The 15392-nt window shown below is 68.7% G+C and carries 16 protein-coding genes; 10 read left to right on the top strand and 6 right to left on the bottom strand.

What is annotated here, in order from left to right:
• Positions 1-7: 7 nt before the first annotated feature.
• Positions 8-592 (bottom strand): 50S ribosomal protein L21, encoded by a 585-nt coding sequence (gene rplU, locus H8B08_RS17970; protein ID WP_187451576.1) that lies wholly within the window; start codon positions 590-592, stop codon positions 8-10.
• 193 nt (positions 593-785) lie between these two features.
• Here rplU and H8B08_RS19420 point away from each other — a divergent pair, with 193 nt between their 5' ends.
• The 9 genes from H8B08_RS19420 to H8B08_RS17930 all read left to right on the top strand — a co-directional run bounded on the left by H8B08_RS19420 (position 786) and on the right by H8B08_RS17930 (position 9841).
• Entirely contained in the window at positions 786-908 is a 123-nt protein-coding gene (locus tag H8B08_RS19420) for a hypothetical protein (protein WP_255500936.1), read from the top strand.
• Positions 905-1651, top strand: a complete 747-nt coding sequence (gene aztA, locus H8B08_RS17965; protein WP_187451575.1) for a zinc ABC transporter ATP-binding protein AztA — start codon at positions 905-907, stop codon at positions 1649-1651. The genes H8B08_RS19420 and aztA overlap by 4 nt, the downstream gene beginning before the upstream one ends.
• Positions 1651-2499 (top strand): metal ABC transporter permease, encoded by an 849-nt coding sequence (locus H8B08_RS17960; RefSeq protein ID WP_187451574.1) that lies wholly within the window; start codon positions 1651-1653, stop codon positions 2497-2499. Before aztA ends, H8B08_RS17960 begins: the two co-directional genes overlap by 1 nt.
• 58 nt (positions 2500-2557) lie before the next feature.
• The gene (locus H8B08_RS17955) at positions 2558-3631 is read left to right on the top strand and encodes a GTP-binding protein (RefSeq protein WP_187451573.1); all 1074 of its coding nucleotides are present in this window, start codon (positions 2558-2560) and stop codon (positions 3629-3631) included.
• A 133-nt stretch (positions 3632-3764) separates the two neighbouring features.
• Positions 3765-4742, top strand: a complete 978-nt coding sequence (locus H8B08_RS17950) for a WD40 repeat domain-containing protein (protein WP_187451572.1) — start codon at positions 3765-3767, stop codon at positions 4740-4742.
• A 22-nt stretch (positions 4743-4764) separates the two neighbouring features.
• A complete protein-coding gene (locus H8B08_RS17945; protein WP_187451571.1) occupies positions 4765-5292 on the top strand; it encodes a GNAT family N-acetyltransferase in 528 nt (175 codons plus the stop codon).
• Between the two features lie 25 nt (positions 5293-5317).
• Complete coding sequence (mtgA, locus tag H8B08_RS17940; RefSeq protein WP_187451570.1) at positions 5318-6034, top strand: monofunctional biosynthetic peptidoglycan transglycosylase; 717 nt, start codon at positions 5318-5320, stop codon at positions 6032-6034.
• Between the two features lie 197 nt (positions 6035-6231).
• On the top strand, positions 6232-8088 hold the full coding sequence (locus tag H8B08_RS17935; RefSeq protein WP_187451569.1) for a M2 family metallopeptidase: 1857 nt from the start codon (positions 6232-6234) through the stop codon (positions 8086-8088).
• Between the two features lie 211 nt (positions 8089-8299).
• The gene (locus H8B08_RS17930; protein WP_187451568.1) at positions 8300-9841 is read left to right on the top strand and encodes a TadE/TadG family type IV pilus assembly protein; all 1542 of its coding nucleotides are present in this window, start codon (positions 8300-8302) and stop codon (positions 9839-9841) included.
• Between the two features lie 85 nt (positions 9842-9926).
• On the opposite strand, the gene sugE is transcribed toward H8B08_RS17930, so the two are convergent.
• On the bottom strand, positions 9927-10247 hold the full coding sequence (sugE, locus tag H8B08_RS17925; protein ID WP_187451567.1) for a quaternary ammonium compound efflux SMR transporter SugE: 321 nt from the start codon (positions 10245-10247) through the stop codon (positions 9927-9929).
• Between the two features lie 229 nt (positions 10248-10476).
• Between sugE and H8B08_RS17920 the strand changes: the two genes are divergently transcribed.
• Positions 10477-11118, top strand: a complete 642-nt coding sequence (locus tag H8B08_RS17920; protein ID WP_187451566.1) for a MarC family protein — start codon at positions 10477-10479, stop codon at positions 11116-11118.
• A 73-nt stretch (positions 11119-11191) separates the two neighbouring features.
• Here H8B08_RS17920 and H8B08_RS17915 read toward each other — a convergent pair whose 3' ends face one another.
• From H8B08_RS17915 to atpA, 4 genes are read right to left on the bottom strand one after another with little or no spacing between them, the layout of a single operon-like run.
• Positions 11192-11455: an ATP synthase F1 subunit epsilon gene (locus H8B08_RS17915; protein ID WP_187451565.1), complete on the bottom strand. Its 264-nt coding sequence runs from the start codon at positions 11453-11455 to the stop codon at positions 11192-11194.
• Positions 11456-12913 carry a F0F1 ATP synthase subunit beta gene (gene atpD / locus H8B08_RS17910; protein WP_187451564.1) on the bottom strand — a complete coding sequence of 486 codons (1458 nt, stop codon included), beginning with the start codon at positions 12911-12913 and terminating at the stop codon, positions 11456-11458.
• 28 nt (positions 12914-12941) lie between these two features.
• Entirely contained in the window at positions 12942-13820 is an 879-nt protein-coding gene (locus tag H8B08_RS17905) for a F0F1 ATP synthase subunit gamma (protein WP_187451563.1), read from the bottom strand.
• A 32-nt stretch (positions 13821-13852) separates the two neighbouring features.
• The gene (gene atpA / locus H8B08_RS17900) at positions 13853-15391 is read right to left on the bottom strand and encodes a F0F1 ATP synthase subunit alpha (protein WP_187451562.1); all 1539 of its coding nucleotides are present in this window, start codon (positions 15389-15391) and stop codon (positions 13853-13855) included.
• Position 15392: the final 1 nt, after the last annotated feature.

Here is a 15392-nt window from a genome sequence, read left to right as displayed (position 1 = left end):
CTAGGACTTAGGCCTCGCCGCCTTCGGCGGCGGCTTCGTCGGTTTTCTTCTTAGCACGGGTCGCCTTCTTCGGCGCGTCCGCGACCGCATCGGCGTGCTCGACCACCGTGGCGGCGATCTTCGGGGCCTTGCCCTTGCCCTTCACCTCGGCGACCACGGCGGCCGCCTCGGCGGCGATCGGGGTCAGCAGGGCGGCGGCGTCGCCCAGGCCGCGAGCGCGCGCGTCCAGGACCGCCTTCGGGGTCAGGTCGACAGTGCCGTCCCACTTGGCCGACTTGCCGGCGCCCGACAGGCCGGTGACGCGGATGACGGTCTCCGGCTGGCGGTGACCGCGGGTGCGGCGGTAGCCCTGGCGGCGGATCTTCTTGAAGATCTTGACCTTCTCGCCCTTGCGGGTCTCGACCAGAGTGCCGGTCACCGAGGCGCCGTCGACCAGCGGCGCGCCGACGGTGGCGCCGGCTTCGTCGCCGACCATCAGGACCTGGTCGAACATCACGTCGGCGCCCGGGGCGCCTTCCAGCTTCTCAACGACCAGCAGATCGCCGGCCTGAACCCGGTACTGCTTGCCGCCGGTTTTGATCACCGCGTACATCGGGGCGCCTCACCTTGCGCAAAAAAATGTGCGCCCGCGGGATGGCCCACGGGCGAGAGGGCGTGACTTATACTCGGGGCGATCACAGAGTCAACGCGAGCGCGGCGCCTTATTTGGACAGGTTCCGTCGCGTGGCGGAATCGTCGCGGCCCAGCCCTCGCCTGTTACACTATAACGCGCTATATGCGCACGCATGACCCCGTCGCGCTTCAACCTGCTGCACGCGAGCGCCCTCGTGCGCCTGGCGCTGGCCGTCGTGGCGCTGGCCGTCGTCTGGGGCGCGGTGTGGCTGGCCATCCAGGGCGGTCCCCGATGAGCGCCGCCGTCCGCCTGCACGACGTCACTCTTGGTTATGAGCGGCACCCGGCCGTCCACCATCTGGACGGCGTGTTCGAGGCCGGCCGGCTGACCGCCGTGGTCGGGCCGAACGGCTCGGGCAAGTCGACCCTGCTGCGCGGGGTGGCCGGCGCGCTGGAGCCGCTGTCGGGGCGCATCGAGCTGCTGGGGCTGAAGCCCCGCGACATCGCCTACCTGCCGCAGGATCCGGGCGTCGACCGCAACTTCCCCATGACGCTGGGCGAGTTGGTGGCGCTCGGCTTCTGGAATAAGCGCGGCCTGTTCGGCGGCCTGAAGCGCGCCGACCGCGAGCGCCTGCACGACGCCTTCGCGGCGGTGGGCCTGCACGGCTTCGAGAACCGGCCGCTGAACGCGGTCTCCGGCGGCCAGCTGCAGCGGGCCCTGTTCGCACGCGTGCTGCTGCAGGACGCCCGCCTCATCCTGCTGGACGAGCCGTTCTCGGCGGTCGACCAGAAGACCACCGCCGACCTGGTCGAGCTGATCCAGCGCTGGCCGCGCGAAGGCCGGGCGGTGATCGTGGTGCTGCACGACCTGGAGCTGGCCCGCGACGCCTTCACCGACGCGCTTCTCCTGGCTCGCGAAAAGGTGGCCTGGGGTCCGGCGCGCGAGACCCTGCGCCCGGAGAATCTTCTGAAGGCGCGGCGCCTGTCCGAAGCCTTCGACGCGCACGCCCACGTGTGCCGCAGGACTGAAGACGCCTGATGCTGACCCTGAACGCCGCCATCTTCGCCAGCGCCAGCGCAGGCGCCCTCGCCCTGGCCTTCGGGGCCGCGCCGCTGGGCGTGCTGCTGATCGGCCGGCGCATGAGCCTGGTCGGCGACGCGCTGTCTCACGCCATCCTGCCGGGCGCGGCCCTGGCCTTTCTGATCGCCGGGGCCGATCCCTGGGCGCTCACCTTCGGCGCCCTGACCGCAGGCCTGGTGGTGGCCGTCCTGTCCAGCCTGCTGTCGCGCACCCAGCGCCTGCCCGAGGACGCCTCCTTCGCCGTGCTTTATCTGAGCGCGCTGGCCGTGGGCGTGCTGATCCTGGGCCGCACGGCCGACGGCGAGGCCCTGCACGGCCTCCTGTTCGGCGACGTGAAAGCGCTGGACCCGGCCGGCCTGGTGTTCGCGGCCGGCGCCGCCACCGCCACCATCCTGGCGCTCGCATTATTCATGCGCGGCTTCGCGGCGGAGGCGGCCGACCCGGTGTTCATGCGCACCACCGGCGTGCCCGGCGGCGCGCTGCACGCGCTTCTGATGTGCCTGGTGGCGCTGAACCTGGTGGCCGGCTTCCGCGCCTTCGGGGCGCTGATGACCGTGGGACTGATGATGATCCCGGCCGCGGCCGCCCGCTTCTGGACCCGCAGCTTCGCCGGCCAGATCGGCGCGGCGGTCCTGCTCTCGACCCTGGCCAGCGGCGCGGGCCTGCTGGCCGCCCGCGCCTACACGGTGGAGCCCGGCGCGGCCATGGTGCTGTGCGCCGCCGCCCTGTTCGTCATCTCCGCGCTGTTCGGCCCCAACCGCGGCCTGCTTCAAAGCCTGCCCGGTCGCGCCCATCTGGAAGGCTGACCGTCCGTTCCGCGACGCCCCCTTTCGCTTCGGCCGCAAGGCCGACTAGAGAGACCGCATGACCCAGCAAATTCCCGTCACCGTGCTCACCGGCTATCTGGGCGCGGGCAAGACCACGCTTCTGAACCGCATCCTCACTGAGGACCACGGCAAGCGCTACGCCGTCATCGTCAACGAGTTCGGCGAGATCGGCGTGGACAACGACCTCGTCGTCGGCGCGGACGAGGAAGTGTTCGAGATGAACAACGGCTGCGTCTGCTGCACCGTGCGCGGCGACCTGATCCGCGTGCTGTCCGGCCTTATGAAGCGCAAGGGCAAGTTCGACGCCATCGTGGTCGAGACCACGGGCCTGGCCGACCCGGGCCCGGTCGCCCAGACCTTCTTCGTCGACGACGAGGTCAAGGCCCGCACCAAGCTGGACAGCGTCACCACCGTGGTCGACGCCAAGCACGTCGAGGCCCGCCTGGACGACTCCAGGGAGGCGCGCGAGCAGATCGCCTTCGCCGACCAGATCATCCTCAACAAGACCGACCTCGTCTCGGAGGCCGAGCTGGCCCGGGTCGAGGCGCGCCTGCGCGGCCTCAATCCGCTGGCCCCGATCCACCGCGCCCAGCGCTCGAACGTGCCGCTTGGGACCATCCTGGGCCGCAACGCCTTCGACCTGGAGCGCATCGTCGACCTGCAGCCGGAGTTCCTGAACCCGGCGCACGGCGAGCCCGGCCACGTGCACGACGAGCACTGCGGCCACGATCATGATCACGACCACCACCACGGTCACGACCATGACCACGGCCACCACCATCACCACGAAGGCGCGCGCGGCCACGCCCACCAGGACGACATCCAGGGCGTCAGCCTGTCGCTGGAGCGCCCGGTCGACGGCAACAAGTTCACCGCCTGGATCGACAAGGTGCTGGCCGACCAGGGCCCGGACATCCTGCGCGCCAAGGGAATCGTCGACGTGAAGGGCGAGGACCGGCGGCTGGTGTTCCAGGCCGTGCACATGATCCTGGAGGGCGACCTGCAGCAGCCGTGGAAGCCCGACGAGCGCCGCTGGAGCCGCGCGGTCTTCATCGGCCGCAACCTCGACGCCGCCAAGCTGCGCGAAGGTTTCGAGGCCTGCGCGGCGTAAGCACTCTCCCTCCCCTTCATGGGGAGGGTGGCCCCGCAAGGGGCCGGGTGGGGAAGCCTTCTCCATCCACTTCCCCACCCTGGCCGCTGCGCGGCCTGTCCCTCCCCATGAAGGGGAGGGAGAAGAGAAGCCCATGACCGCCTTCGCCTTCGACGCCTACGTCACCGCCGCCCTGTTCGAGCGCTCCGGCCGCGCCGCCTTCGCGCTGGGCGACGGCACCGTGCGGTTCGAGACCGGCGAGACGATCGAGGCGCACCCGGACGGTTCGGTGCAGTGCGCGGCGCTGCACCCGTCCGGCGAGGGCGTGGTCACCGGTGGCGACGACGGGCGCCTCGTCTGGTCGAAGGCCGACGGCGCGGTCGAGCTGGCGAACGCGCGCGGCCGCTGGATCGACGCCGTGGCGGTGGCGCCGGAGACCGGCCTGATCGCCTACGCGGTCGGCAAGGAGGCGCGCGTGCTGGACGCGAAGGACGCGTCCTTCGCCCGCGTGTTCGCCCACGAGCGCTCGGTCGCCGACCTGGCCTTCGACGCCAAGGGCCGCAAGCTGGCCTGCGCCACCTACGGCGGGGCGGCGGTCTGGTTCGCGCGCATCGCCGAGCAGAAGCCGCAGACGCTGAAGTGGGCCGGATCGCACGTCGGCGTCGTCTGGAGCCCCGACGGCAAGTTCCTGATCACCGCCATGCAGGAAAACGCGCTGCACGGCTGGCGGCTGTCCGACGCCAAGGACATGCGCATGGGCGGCTATCCGGCCAAGATCAAAAGCTTGAGCTTCCTGGCCAAGGGCATGTTGCTGGCCACCTCCGGCGCCAACGGCGCGGTCGTGTGGCAGTTCGCCGGCGCCAACGGACCGATGGGCAAGGAAGCCGCCGAGATCGGCCATGACGAGAGCGCCATGGTCACCCGCGTCGCCGGCGCGCCGGACAAGACCGTGCTGGCCGCCGGGCTGGACGACGGCCGCCTGTGGGTCGCCGACCTGAAGACCTCGAAGCTTGAGCGGGTGAAGGCCGAGAAGGGCGCGGCCGTGACAGCGCTGTCGCTGTCCCCCAAAGCCGACCGCCTGGCGTGGGGCGACGAAGACGGCGGCGCCGGCGTGCTGGCTGTCGCGGTCTAGCTTCCCGATTGGAACGACGGAATTGGCGGCGGGTCACCGGATCAGATGGGCCACGGAGGCCGACTTCGATCAACTCGGCGAGGTGATGTACGCGGCCGTGCGCACCGGGCCGAGCCGCTATAGCGAACGTCAGCGGGCGGCCTGGGTCCCCGCCCCTCGCAGCGGGCCAGCGTGGAACGACCGCCTTCGGGTCCAGGAGATCGCCCTCGCGGAGGGCGACGGCTCGATCCATGGCTTCATGAGCCTGGCCGATGGCGGCTACATCGACTTCGCCTTCATCCGGCCGGCGGCCCAGGGCTCCGGACTCTTCAGGGCGCTGTTCGACCAGATCGCCGATCGTGCTCGGGGTCGTGGCGAGACGCGGCTTTGGGTGCACGCGAGCCTGATGGCCGAGCCAGCGTTCGGCGCGCTAGGGTTCACGGTCGTCCGACGGGAGCAGGTCACCATCGGCTCTGAAGTGTTCGACCGCTGCGAGATGGAGAAGTCCATCAGCGCGGCCGGTGTGGAGACCGCCCCGGCGGGGCTTACGGAGCCGGACTCGCTCGGCTAGCTTGGCGCCTGGGGGAGTGAGCGTCATGGCCGGCAAGAAGTTCGCGAAGTTCAAGAAGAGCCTACGCACGGTACTGGTGGTGCTGCTGGCCGCGGTGCTGATCCTGCCGCCTCTGGGCGTGCTGGTGCACCGCTGGGCGCCGGTGCCGATGACCTACCTGATGGTCGACCGCGCCTTCGAGGGCGAGGGCCTGCACCACAAGTGGCGCCCCCTGAAAAAGATCTCGCCGAACCTGGTCTATGCGGTGATCGCCGCGGAGGACGCCAAGTTCTGCACGCACCACGGCTTCGACTTCGACGCCATCGAAAAAGCGATGAAGCACAACGAGAAGCACCGGAGGGTCCGGGGCGGCTCGACCATCAGCCAGCAGACCGCCAAAAACGTCTTCCTGTGGCCGCAGCGCAGCTGGGTCCGCAAGGGTCTGGAGGCCTACTACACCGTCCTGATCGAGGCCCTGTGGCCGAAGAAGCGGATCATCGAGGTCTATCTGAACGTGGTGGAGTGGGCGCCGGGCGTCTACGGCGCCGAGGCCGCCTCGCAGAAGTGGTACGGCAAGAGCGCCGACAAGCTCACCAAGAAGGAGGCCGCCCGCCTGGCCGCCATCCTGCCCAGTCCCCGCAAGTGGAAGGCGGCCGGATCGGGCCCCTACGTGCGCAAGCGCTCCTCGAAGATCTCGGCGGCGTCGGGCACGGTGCGCCACGAAGGCCTGGCGACCTGCGTCTATCCGAGCGGAAAACCTTGACCTTGCGGCGCTAAGCCGCTTCCCATGCCTCCCGGAACGGCGGTCGCCCGCGGGCGCGTCCGCCCCCCAGAGCCTTCCCGTCTCGAACGAATGCGTTCGAGGCGGGAAAGAAGGCTCTGGATTCATAATTGTGGAGCGGCGATCGCGCCGAAACCGGCATCCACTTTCGGCTATCGCCGCTCTGGGAGGAAATCCGCATGAAACGCCTTCTGATGACCGCCGCCGCCGCGTGCGCGCTGGCCGGCTGCGCCACCACTCCGAGCGCCTCGACGGCGCCGACCCCGGCCACGCCGGCGGCGCCGGCAGGACCGGCCGCGCCCGCCGCCCCGACCGCGGCCGAGGCCAACGCCTTCATCGCCGACACCGAGAAGCAGCTGGCGGAGATGAGCGAGTACGCCAGCCGCGTGTCGTGGGTGCGCAACACCTACATCACCTTCGACACCATGTGGCTCGAGAGCGACGTCAACGCCAAGTACACCGAGATGGGCGTGAAGCTGGCCAAGGAGGCCGCGCGCTTCAACGACGTCGAGGTCGACCCGGTCGTCCGCCGCAAGCTGAACCTGCTGAAGCTGGGCCTGGTGGCCCCGGCCCCCGACAAGCCGGGCGCGGCCGACGAGCTGGCTCAGATCACCACCCGGATGGATTCGACCTACGCCACCGGCAAGTTCCAGTACCAGGGCAAGACCCTGACCCTGAACGACGCCGAGGACATCCTGGCCTCTTCGCGCGATCCGAACACCACCAAGGCGGTCTACGAAGGCTGGCGGACCATCTCGCCGGTGATGAAGCCCGACTACGCCCGCATGGTGGAGATCACCAACCAGGGCTCGCGCGACCTCGGCTACAAGGACACCGGCGCGCTCTGGCGCTCCGGCTACGACATGGACGCCGACGCCTTCGCGGCCGAGACCGACCGCCTGTGGGCCCAGGTCGAGCCGTTCTACCGCAACCTGCACTGCTACGTGCGCGCCCGCCTGAACGAGAAGTACGGCGACAAGGTGCAGCCGCGCACCGGCCCGATCCGCGCCGACCTGCTGGGCAACATGTGGTCGCAGCAGTGGGGCAACATCTACGACGTCGTGGCCCCCAAGCAGGGCGGCAAGTCGGCCTACAGCCTCGACAACCTGCTGGTGAAGGCCAAGTACGACCCGGTGAAGATGGTCAAGACCGGCGAGGGCTTCTACACCTCGCTGGGCCTGGCGCCGCTGCCGCAGACCTTCTGGGAGCGCTCGCAGATCACCCGTCCGCGCGACCGCGAGGTGGTGTGTCACGCCTCGGCCTGGAACCTCGACAACAAGGACGACGTGCGCATCAAGATGTGCACCAAGGTGAACGCCGAGGACTTCGCCACCATCCACCACGAGCTGGGCCACAACTTCTACCAGCGCGCCTACAAGGATCAGCCGTTCCTGTTCAAGAACGGGGCGAACGACGGCTTCCACGAGGCGATCGGCGACTTCATCGGCCTGTCGGCGACGACGCCCGAGTACCTGGTGCAGATCGGCCTGCTGGATAAGGCGCCGGGGACCAGCGAGGACATCCCGTTCCTGCTGAAGACCGCGCTCGACAAGATCGCCTTCCTGCCGTTCGGCCTGATGGTCGACCGCTGGCGCTGGGGCGTCTTCGACGGCGAGATCACGCCGGACAACTACAACCCGGCCTGGAACGCGATGATGCTGAAGTACCAGGGCCTGGTGCCGCCGGGCCCGCGTCCGGCCGACGCCTTCGACCCGGGCGCGAAGTATCACGTGCCGGGCAACGTGCCCTACACCCGCTACTTCCTGTCCCACATCTACCAATTCCAGTTCCACCGGGCGGCCTGCCAGCAGGCCGGCTGGACCGGGCCGCTGCACCGCTGCTCGATCTACGGCAACAAGGAAGTGGGCGCCCGCTTCAACGCCATGATGGAGATGGGCCAGTCGCGCCCGTGGCAAGACGCCATGGCCGCCTTCACTGGCGAGCACGGCAACGACGCCTCGGCGGTGGCCGACTACTTCGCGCCGCTGAACGTCTGGCTGACCGAGCAGAACAAGAACGAGAAGTGCGGCTGGTGAGGTCGCGCCAAGCCTGAGACTGCGAGGGGCCCGGAGCGATCCGGGCCCCTTTTGCTTGGGCGGGGCGATTAACCTGTTCCGCTCGGGGAATGTTTACCGGTTCACCGTAACCTCGGCCGTGGCGGAGTGTGTCCGCCGGAGAAGACGACGGGGCGAGCGCATGCGCCGCAAGGCCGGCACGCAAGACAGGAGGCCTCGACAACGGGGCCTGTTGAACCAGTTCCTGCGTCGTGACGACGGGGGCGTGGCGGTGATCTACGCCATTTCGCTGATCCCGCTGTCGCTGCTGACCCTCACCGCCATCGATTTCCATCGCGCGTCCAGCGTGCGCCAGGCGCTGCAGGACTCGCTCGACGCCGCCGCCCTGGCGGTGGCCCGTTCCAACGCCACCGCGCCGGCCGACGTGAAGGCGCTGGGGGAGAAGGTGCTGCAGGCGAACCTGCAGCCGCTGACCGGCGCCACCCTGCAGAGCTTCCAGTTCACGCCCAAGTCCGACGGCACCATCGTGGCCACCGCCACCGTCTCGGTGAAGCCGGTGATCACCAACCTGTTCACCGGCGAGCCGATGAAGGTCGCCGCCTCGTCCGAGACGGTCCGGGCCAACTACAAGCTCGAGATCGCCCTGGTGCTCGACAACACCGGGTCGATGAGCTCGAACAACAAGCTGACCACCCTCAAGGACGCCGCCACCAGCCTGGTCGACACCCTGGCCGCCGGGGCCGCGCGCAGCGTCGAGCCCGACGCGGTGCGGATCTCGCTCGTGCCGTTCTCGCAGACCGTGCGGCTCGCCCCGAGCTACCAGACCGCCGTCTGGATGAACCAGACCGCCAGCCAGACCGGCAACGACTACGCGCTGGCCGGCGCGGATCGCTTCAACCTGTTCAAGGCGATGAACATCACCTGGGCCGGCTGCATGGAGAGCCGCCCCTACCCGTACGACGTGCGCGACGACGGCGCGGCCCTGACCAAGCCCGAGTCCCTGTTCGTCCCCTACTTCGCCCCGGACGAGCCGGGCAACGCGGGCGACACCAGCTGGAGCAACGGCTCGACCAATTACGAGGTCACCAACAGCTATCTGCCCGACGGCATCGCGCAGAAGGTCAACGGCAAGACCAACCCCGACTACACCAACTGGTCCAAGCGCCAGGGCAACATCGCCAAGTACGGCGCCAGCGGCCTGAGCGTGACCTCGAGCCGGGGGCCGAACCAGGGCTGCGGCCTAGAGCCGACGACCCGGCTCACCACCGACTATGCGGCCATCAAGGCCTCGATCAAACGCATGACGGCGGTCGGCAACACCAACGTGCCGTTCGGGATGATCTGGGGCTGGCACACGCTTTCGCCGAACAATCCGTTCGGTGACGGCAAGCCCTACGGCACCCAGAAGCTGAAGAAGATTCTCATCGTCATGACCGACGGCGAGAACACCAACGACGACGCCAACAACCCGAACAACTCGTCCTACTCGGGCATCGGCTATCTGAAGCAGAACCGGATCGGCATCACCGACGGCACGACCGCCCAGCGCCGGACCGCGCTCGACAACCGCATGGCCGAGCTGTGCACCAACATGAAGGCCAAGGACATCACGGTCTACACCGTGGCGGTTCAGGTCGATCAGACGGCGGTGAACCTGCTGAAGGCGTGCGCGACCTCGGCCGACCACGCCTACGACGTGAAGAACGTGAGCGACATGAAGACGGCCTTCGACGCCATCGCCGGCTCGATCAGCAACCTGCGTATCGCCAAGTAGCCTTCACGGCGCTGCCGCCCCTCCCCTCGACGGCAGCCGCCCGGGCCGGAGAGCCGAAAGCTCTCCGGCCTTTTTTCTTTCGGCGTCAGCCGTTGGCGAAGAACTTCAGGCCGACGATGCCGGCGACGATCAGGCCGATGCAGGTCAGGCGCGCGGCGGTGGCCGGCTCCTGGAACAGCAGCATCCCCAGGATCGCCGTGCCGACCGCGCCGATGCCGGTCCACACCGCGTAGGCGGTGCCCAGCGGCAGGGTCTTCACCGCCCAGCCCAGCAGGCCCATCGACAGCACCAGGCTGACGCCGGTGCCGATCGTCGGCCAGAGCTTGGTGAAGCCTTGGGTGTATTTCAGTCCGACGGCCCAGCCGATCTCGAACAGACCGGCCACGAAAAGGATCGCCCACGCCATGTGAAGCTCCTGCGGCGTGGCGGGGTCGTCCCCACCGATGTCTGAGAATTCCGGCGGGGTCGTCCCCGCGGGCGCGTGAAACGCGCGGCAGCGGGGGTTCATATAGGGCGCCCGCCGCGAAGGTCCAGCCGTCCGGTGCTAGGGAAACACCCCGAGCCGCCTCGGTCCTCCACCCGATGCCGCCGCCGCACGGCGTCGGGTAAGCCGTACGCAGACGGCGGGCCATGTCATGCAGCCGGAACTCGCACTGTTCGTCAGCGCCTTCAGCACCCTGCTGGCGCTCGTCAATCCGCTCGAGGCCCTGTCGGTGTTCCTGGGCCTGACCGAAGCGGCCGACGCCAAGGCCCGGCACAGGATCGCGCGCCGGTCGTGTTTCTACGCCCTGCTGCTGATGTTCTTCTTCCTCGCGTTCGGCACCCTGGTCCTGAAGGTGTTCGGCGTGCCGCTCAGCATGGTGCGCATGGCCGGCGGCCTGGTGCTGATCAAGATCGGCTTCCAACTGTTCTCCGGCCCGGCCACCGCCCTGGCCCCGCCCGCCGCAGGCGGGAAGCCGGCTCACGTCTCCTTCGTGCCCATGGCCATGCCGATCATGTTCGGCCCCGGCGGCATCGCCACCATCATCGGCATGACCTCGCTGGCGCGGCGCTCAAGTTCGGAGGCAGGCGCCTTCCTCGCGCTGGCCGCGGCCATCGTCGCGACCATGGCGGTGACCTACGTCTGCCTGGCGCGAGCCGAGCATATCCTCAAGCGGATCGGGCCGCAGGGCGTGGACGCCATCACCCGCATCATCGGCTTCTTCGTCTCGGCCATGGGCATGGGCCTGCTGGTGCACGGCGCGCTCGAGGCCTTCCACTTCGGCCCGGCGAGCTGATCGGCGCGCACGAAAAAGCCCGCCGCAGCGAGGCTGCGGCGGGCTCTTCGATTTCAGTCCGGGCCGGTCAGGCTCAGACGCCGTACTCCGAGGCGTGCTCGGCCAGGATGGTCAGGCCCTGCGGCGTGACGTCGGCGAAGCCGCCCTGGATTTCGAACACCCGGCGCTCGGCGCCGTCCAGCACCACCACCTCGCCCAGGGCCAGGGTGGCCATGAACGGGGCGTGGCCGGCCAGCACGCCGAACTGGCCTTCCTGGCCCGGCGCGATCACCTGATCGACCTCGCCGGAGAAGACCTCGCGTTCCGGCGAGACGAGGGAGAAGTGCAGCTTGGCCACTTAGGCCTCCGCCGCGAGCTTTTCGGCCTTAGCGACCGCTTCTTCGATGGCGCCGACCATGTAGAACGCCGCTTCCGGCAGGTGGTCGTACTCGCCGTCGCAGATCGCCTTGAACGAGCGGATGGTGTCTTCCAGCGAGACGAACTTGCCGTCCTGGCCGGTGAACTGCTCGGCCACGAAGAACGGCTGCGACAGGAAGCGCTGGATCTTGCGGGCGCGGGCCACGACCAGCTTGTCGTCTTCCGACAGCTCGTCCATGCCCAGGATCGCGATGATGTCCTTCAGCGCCTTGTACTGCTGCAGGATCTCCTGGACGCGGCGGGCGACGGTGTAGTGCTCTTCGCCGATGACCAGCGGGTCGAGGATCCGCGAGGTGGAGTCCAGCGGGTCCACGGCCGGGAAGATGGCCATGGCGGCGATGTCGCGCGACAGCACGGTGGTGGCGTCCAGGTGGGCGAACGAGGTCGCCGGCGCCGGGTCGGTCAGGTCGTCGGCGGGCACGTAGATGGCCTGCACCGAGGTGATCGAACCGCGCTTGGTCGAGGTGATGCGCTCCTGCAGGTTGCCCATCTCGGTGGCCAGGGTGGGCTGATAGCCCACGGCCGACGGGATGCGGCCCAGCAGAGCCGACACTTCCGAACCCGCCTGGGTGAAGCGGAAGATGTTGTCGATGAAGAGCAGAACGTCCTTGCCCTCTTCGTCGCGGAAGTACTCCGCCTGGGCCAGGCCGGTCAGGGCCACGCGGGCGCGGGCGCCCGGCGGCTCGTTCATCTGGCCGTAGACCAGGGCGCAGCGCGAGCCTTCGCCGCCGCCGGCCTTGTTCACGCCCGACTCGATCATCTCATGATAGAGGTCGTTGCCTTCGCGGGTGCGCTCACCGACGCCGGCCAGAACGGAGTAACCGCCGTAGGCCTTCGCGATGTTGTTGATCAGCTCCTGCATGGTCACGGTCTTGCCCACGCCGGCGCCGCCGAACAGGCCGATCTTGCCGCCCTTCGTGTAGGGGCACAGCAGGTCGATGACCTTGATGCCGGTGACCAGTACTTCGGCCGAGGTCGACTGCTCGGCGAAGGACGGGGCCTCGCGGTGGATCGGGCGGCGCTCGCTGGTGGCGATCGGGCCGGCTTCGTCGATCGGATCGCCGACCACGTTCATGATGCGGCCGAGGGTGGCCGGGCCGACCGGGGCCTGGATCGAGGCGCCGGTGTCGACCACGTCCTGACCGCGGGTCAGGCCTTCGGTGGTGTCCATGGCGATGGTGCGGACCACGTTCTCACCCAGGTGCTGGGCGACTTCCAGCACCAGGCGGAACGGCTTGCCGGTCTTCTGGTCGACGTTTTCCGTCTCCAGGGCGTTCAGGATGCCCGGCAGCGCGCCTTCGAACTCGACGTCGACGACGGCGCCGATGACCTGCGCGATGCGGCCCTTCGAGGCCGTGATCTTTTCGTGCTTGCTCATTGCGGTGACTTTCGGGGTCAGAGTTTCGTCAGAGCGCTTCGGCGCCGGAGATGATCTCGATCAGCTCTTTGGTGATCTGAGCCTGGCGCGAGCGGTTGTACTGGAGCGTCAGGGACTTGATCATGTCGCCGGCGTTGCGCGTGGCGTTGTCCATCGCCTGCATCTGGGCGCCGTAGAAGCCGGCCTGGTTCTCGTACAGCGCCGAGAGGATCTGCACCGCGATGTTGCGCGGCAGCAGGGTTTCCAGGATCGCCTCTTCCGACGGCTCGTAGCTGTAGACCGCGCCGTTCAGGTCGGTGACCGGACCGCCGGCCTCGACCTCGGCCGGGATCAGACGCTTGGCGGTAGGGACCTGGCTGATCACCGACTTGAAGCGGCTGTAGAACAGCGTGACGACGTCGGCGCGGCCCTCTTCGAACTCGCGCAGGACCACGTCGGCGATCGGCTGGGCCGCCGCGAGCGACAGGGTCTTGTGCGCCGACAGCTCGAAGCTCTCGACGAAGCGGTCGCCGTACTGGCGGCGCAGCAGGTCGCGAGCCTTGCGGCCGACCGCGACGATGCGGACGTCCTTGCCCTCGGCCAGCAGCGACGCGATGCGCTCGCGCGCGGCACGGATCACGCCGGTGTTGAAGCCGCCGGCCAGGCCCTTGTCGGCCGTGGCGACGACGATCAGGTGCTTGTGGTCCGAACCGGTGCCGGCCAGCAGGCGCGGGGCGTTGGGCCCCGCCACGCCGGCGGCCAGGTTCGCGATCACCGCCGCCATGCGGCGGGCGTAGGGGCGGGCGCTCTCGGCCTGCTCCTGCGCCCGCTTCAGCTTGGCGGCCGCAACCATCTGCATCGCTTTCGTGATCTTCTGCGTGGCTTTCACGCTTCCGATCCGATTGCGCATCTCCTTGAGGCTGGCCATCGCCGGCTACTCTCCTAAAGCCGCTCGGACGCTCAGGCCGCGAAGGTGGCCGAGAACGATTCCAGGGCCGCCTTCAGGTCGGCTTCCAGTTCCGGCGTCAGCGCCTTCTTGGTGCGGATGCCTTCCAGCAGGCCGGCGTGCGCCGAGTGCAGCTTGGACAGGAACTCGCTCTCGAAGCGGCGGACCGCCGAGGTCGGGATCTTGTCCAGGTAGCCGCGGGTGCCGGCGTAGATCACGCAGACCTGCTCTTCGACCGCCAGCGGCGAGAACTGCGGCTGCTTCAGCAGCTCGGTCAGGCGTTCGCCGCGGGCCAGCAGGCGCTGGGTCGAGGCGTCGAGGTCCGAACCGAACTTCGCGAAGGCGGCCATTTCGCGGTACTGCGCGAGCTCGCCCTTGATGGCGCCGGCCACCTGCTTCATCGCCTTGATCTGGGCCGAGGAGCCCACGCGCGACACCGAGATGCCGACGTTCACGGCCGGGCGGATGCCCTGGTAGAACAGGTCGGTTTCCAGGAAGATCTGGCCGTCGGTGATCGAGATCACGTTGGTCGGGATGTAGGCCGACACGTCGTTGGCCTGGGTTTCGATGATCGGCAGCGCGGTCATCGAGCCCGAACCGAAGTCCTCGTTCAGCTTCGCGGCGCGTTCCAGCAGGCGGCTGTGCAGGTAGAACACGTCGCCCGGATAGGCTTCACGGCCCGGCGGACGGCGCAGCAGCAGCGACATCTGACGATAGGCGACGGCCTGCTTCGACAGGTCGTCGTAGATGATCAGGGCGTGCATGCCGTTGTCGCGGAACCACTCGGCCATGGCGCAGCCCGCGAAGGGCGCCAGGAACTGCAGCGGGGCCGGTTCGGAGGCGGTGGCCGACACCACGATGGTATAGTCGAGCGCGCCGTTCTCCTCGAGCGTCTTCACGATCTGGGCGACGGTGGAGCGCTTCTGGCCGATGGCGACGTAGACGCAGTAGAGCTTCTGGCTCTCGTCCTTGCCGGCGTTGACGGCCTTCTGGTTCAGAATGGTGTCGATCGCGACGGCGGTCTTGCCGGTCTGACGGTCGCCGATGATCAGCTCGCGCTGGCCGCGGCCGACGGGGATCAGGGTGTCGATCGCCTTCAGGCCGGTCTGCATCGGCTCGTGAACCGACTTACGGGGGATGATGCCCGGAGCCTTCACGTCCACGCGGCGGCGCTCGGCGACGTTGGCCACCGGGCCCTTGCCGTCGATCGGCTCGCCCAGCGGGTTGACGACGCGGCCCAGCAGGCCCTTGCCGACCGGCACGTCCACGATTTCGCCGAGGCGGCGGCACTCGTCGCCTTCCTTGATGGCGCGGTCTTCGCCGAAGATCACGACGCCGACGTTGTCGCGCTCGAGGTTCAGGGCCATGCCCTTCACGCCGGCCTTCGGGAACTCGACCATCTCGCCGGCCTGGACCTTATCCAGACCGTAGACGCGGGCGATGCCGTCACCGACGGACAGAACCGAACCGACGTCCGTGACGGCGGCTTCTTCGCCGAAGCTGGCGATTTGCGACTTCAGGATCGCCGAGATTTCGGCGGCGCGGATGTCCATG

The sequence above is a fragment of the Caulobacter sp. 17J80-11 genome (assembly GCF_014349105.1).
Classification (GTDB): Bacteria; Pseudomonadota; Alphaproteobacteria; order Caulobacterales; family Caulobacteraceae; genus 17J80-11.
This window is presented reverse-complemented; position numbering and strand designations above follow the sequence as displayed.

What these genes read in the sequence shown, in the direction of transcription:
- H8B08_RS17960 (WP_187451574.1), top strand. Translation starts at nt 1,651, where the DNA reads ATGCTGACCCTGAACGCCGCCATCTTCGCCAGCGCCAGCGCAGGCGCC.
- H8B08_RS19420 (WP_255500936.1), top strand. Translation starts at nt 786, where the DNA reads ATGACCCCGTCGCGCTTCAACCTGCTGCACGCGAGCGCCCTCGTGCGC.
- H8B08_RS17920 (WP_187451566.1), top strand. Translation starts at nt 10,477, where the DNA reads ATGCAGCCGGAACTCGCACTGTTCGTCAGCGCCTTCAGCACCCTGCTG.
- aztA (WP_187451575.1), top strand. Translation starts at nt 905, where the DNA reads ATGAGCGCCGCCGTCCGCCTGCACGACGTCACTCTTGGTTATGAGCGG.
- H8B08_RS17950 (WP_187451572.1), top strand. Translation starts at nt 3,765, where the DNA reads ATGACCGCCTTCGCCTTCGACGCCTACGTCACCGCCGCCCTGTTCGAG.
- H8B08_RS17935 (WP_187451569.1), top strand. Translation starts at nt 6,232, where the DNA reads ATGAAACGCCTTCTGATGACCGCCGCCGCCGCGTGCGCGCTGGCCGGC.
- atpD (WP_187451564.1), bottom strand. Translation starts at nt 12,913, where the DNA reads ATGAGCAAGCACGAAAAGATCACGGCCTCGAAGGGCCGCATCGCGCAG.
- atpA (WP_187451562.1), bottom strand. Translation starts at nt 15,391, where the DNA reads ATGGACATCCGCGCCGCCGAAATCTCGGCGATCCTGAAGTCGCAAATC.
- sugE (WP_187451567.1), bottom strand. Translation starts at nt 10,247, where the DNA reads ATGGCGTGGGCGATCCTTTTCGTGGCCGGTCTGTTCGAGATCGGCTGG.
- mtgA (WP_187451570.1), top strand. Translation starts at nt 5,318, where the DNA reads ATGGCCGGCAAGAAGTTCGCGAAGTTCAAGAAGAGCCTACGCACGGTA.
- rplU (WP_187451576.1), bottom strand. Translation starts at nt 592, where the DNA reads ATGTACGCGGTGATCAAAACCGGCGGCAAGCAGTACCGGGTTCAGGCC.
- H8B08_RS17955 (WP_187451573.1), top strand. Translation starts at nt 2,558, where the DNA reads ATGACCCAGCAAATTCCCGTCACCGTGCTCACCGGCTATCTGGGCGCG.
- H8B08_RS17905 (WP_187451563.1), bottom strand. Translation starts at nt 13,820, where the DNA reads ATGGCCAGCCTCAAGGAGATGCGCAATCGGATCGGAAGCGTGAAAGCC.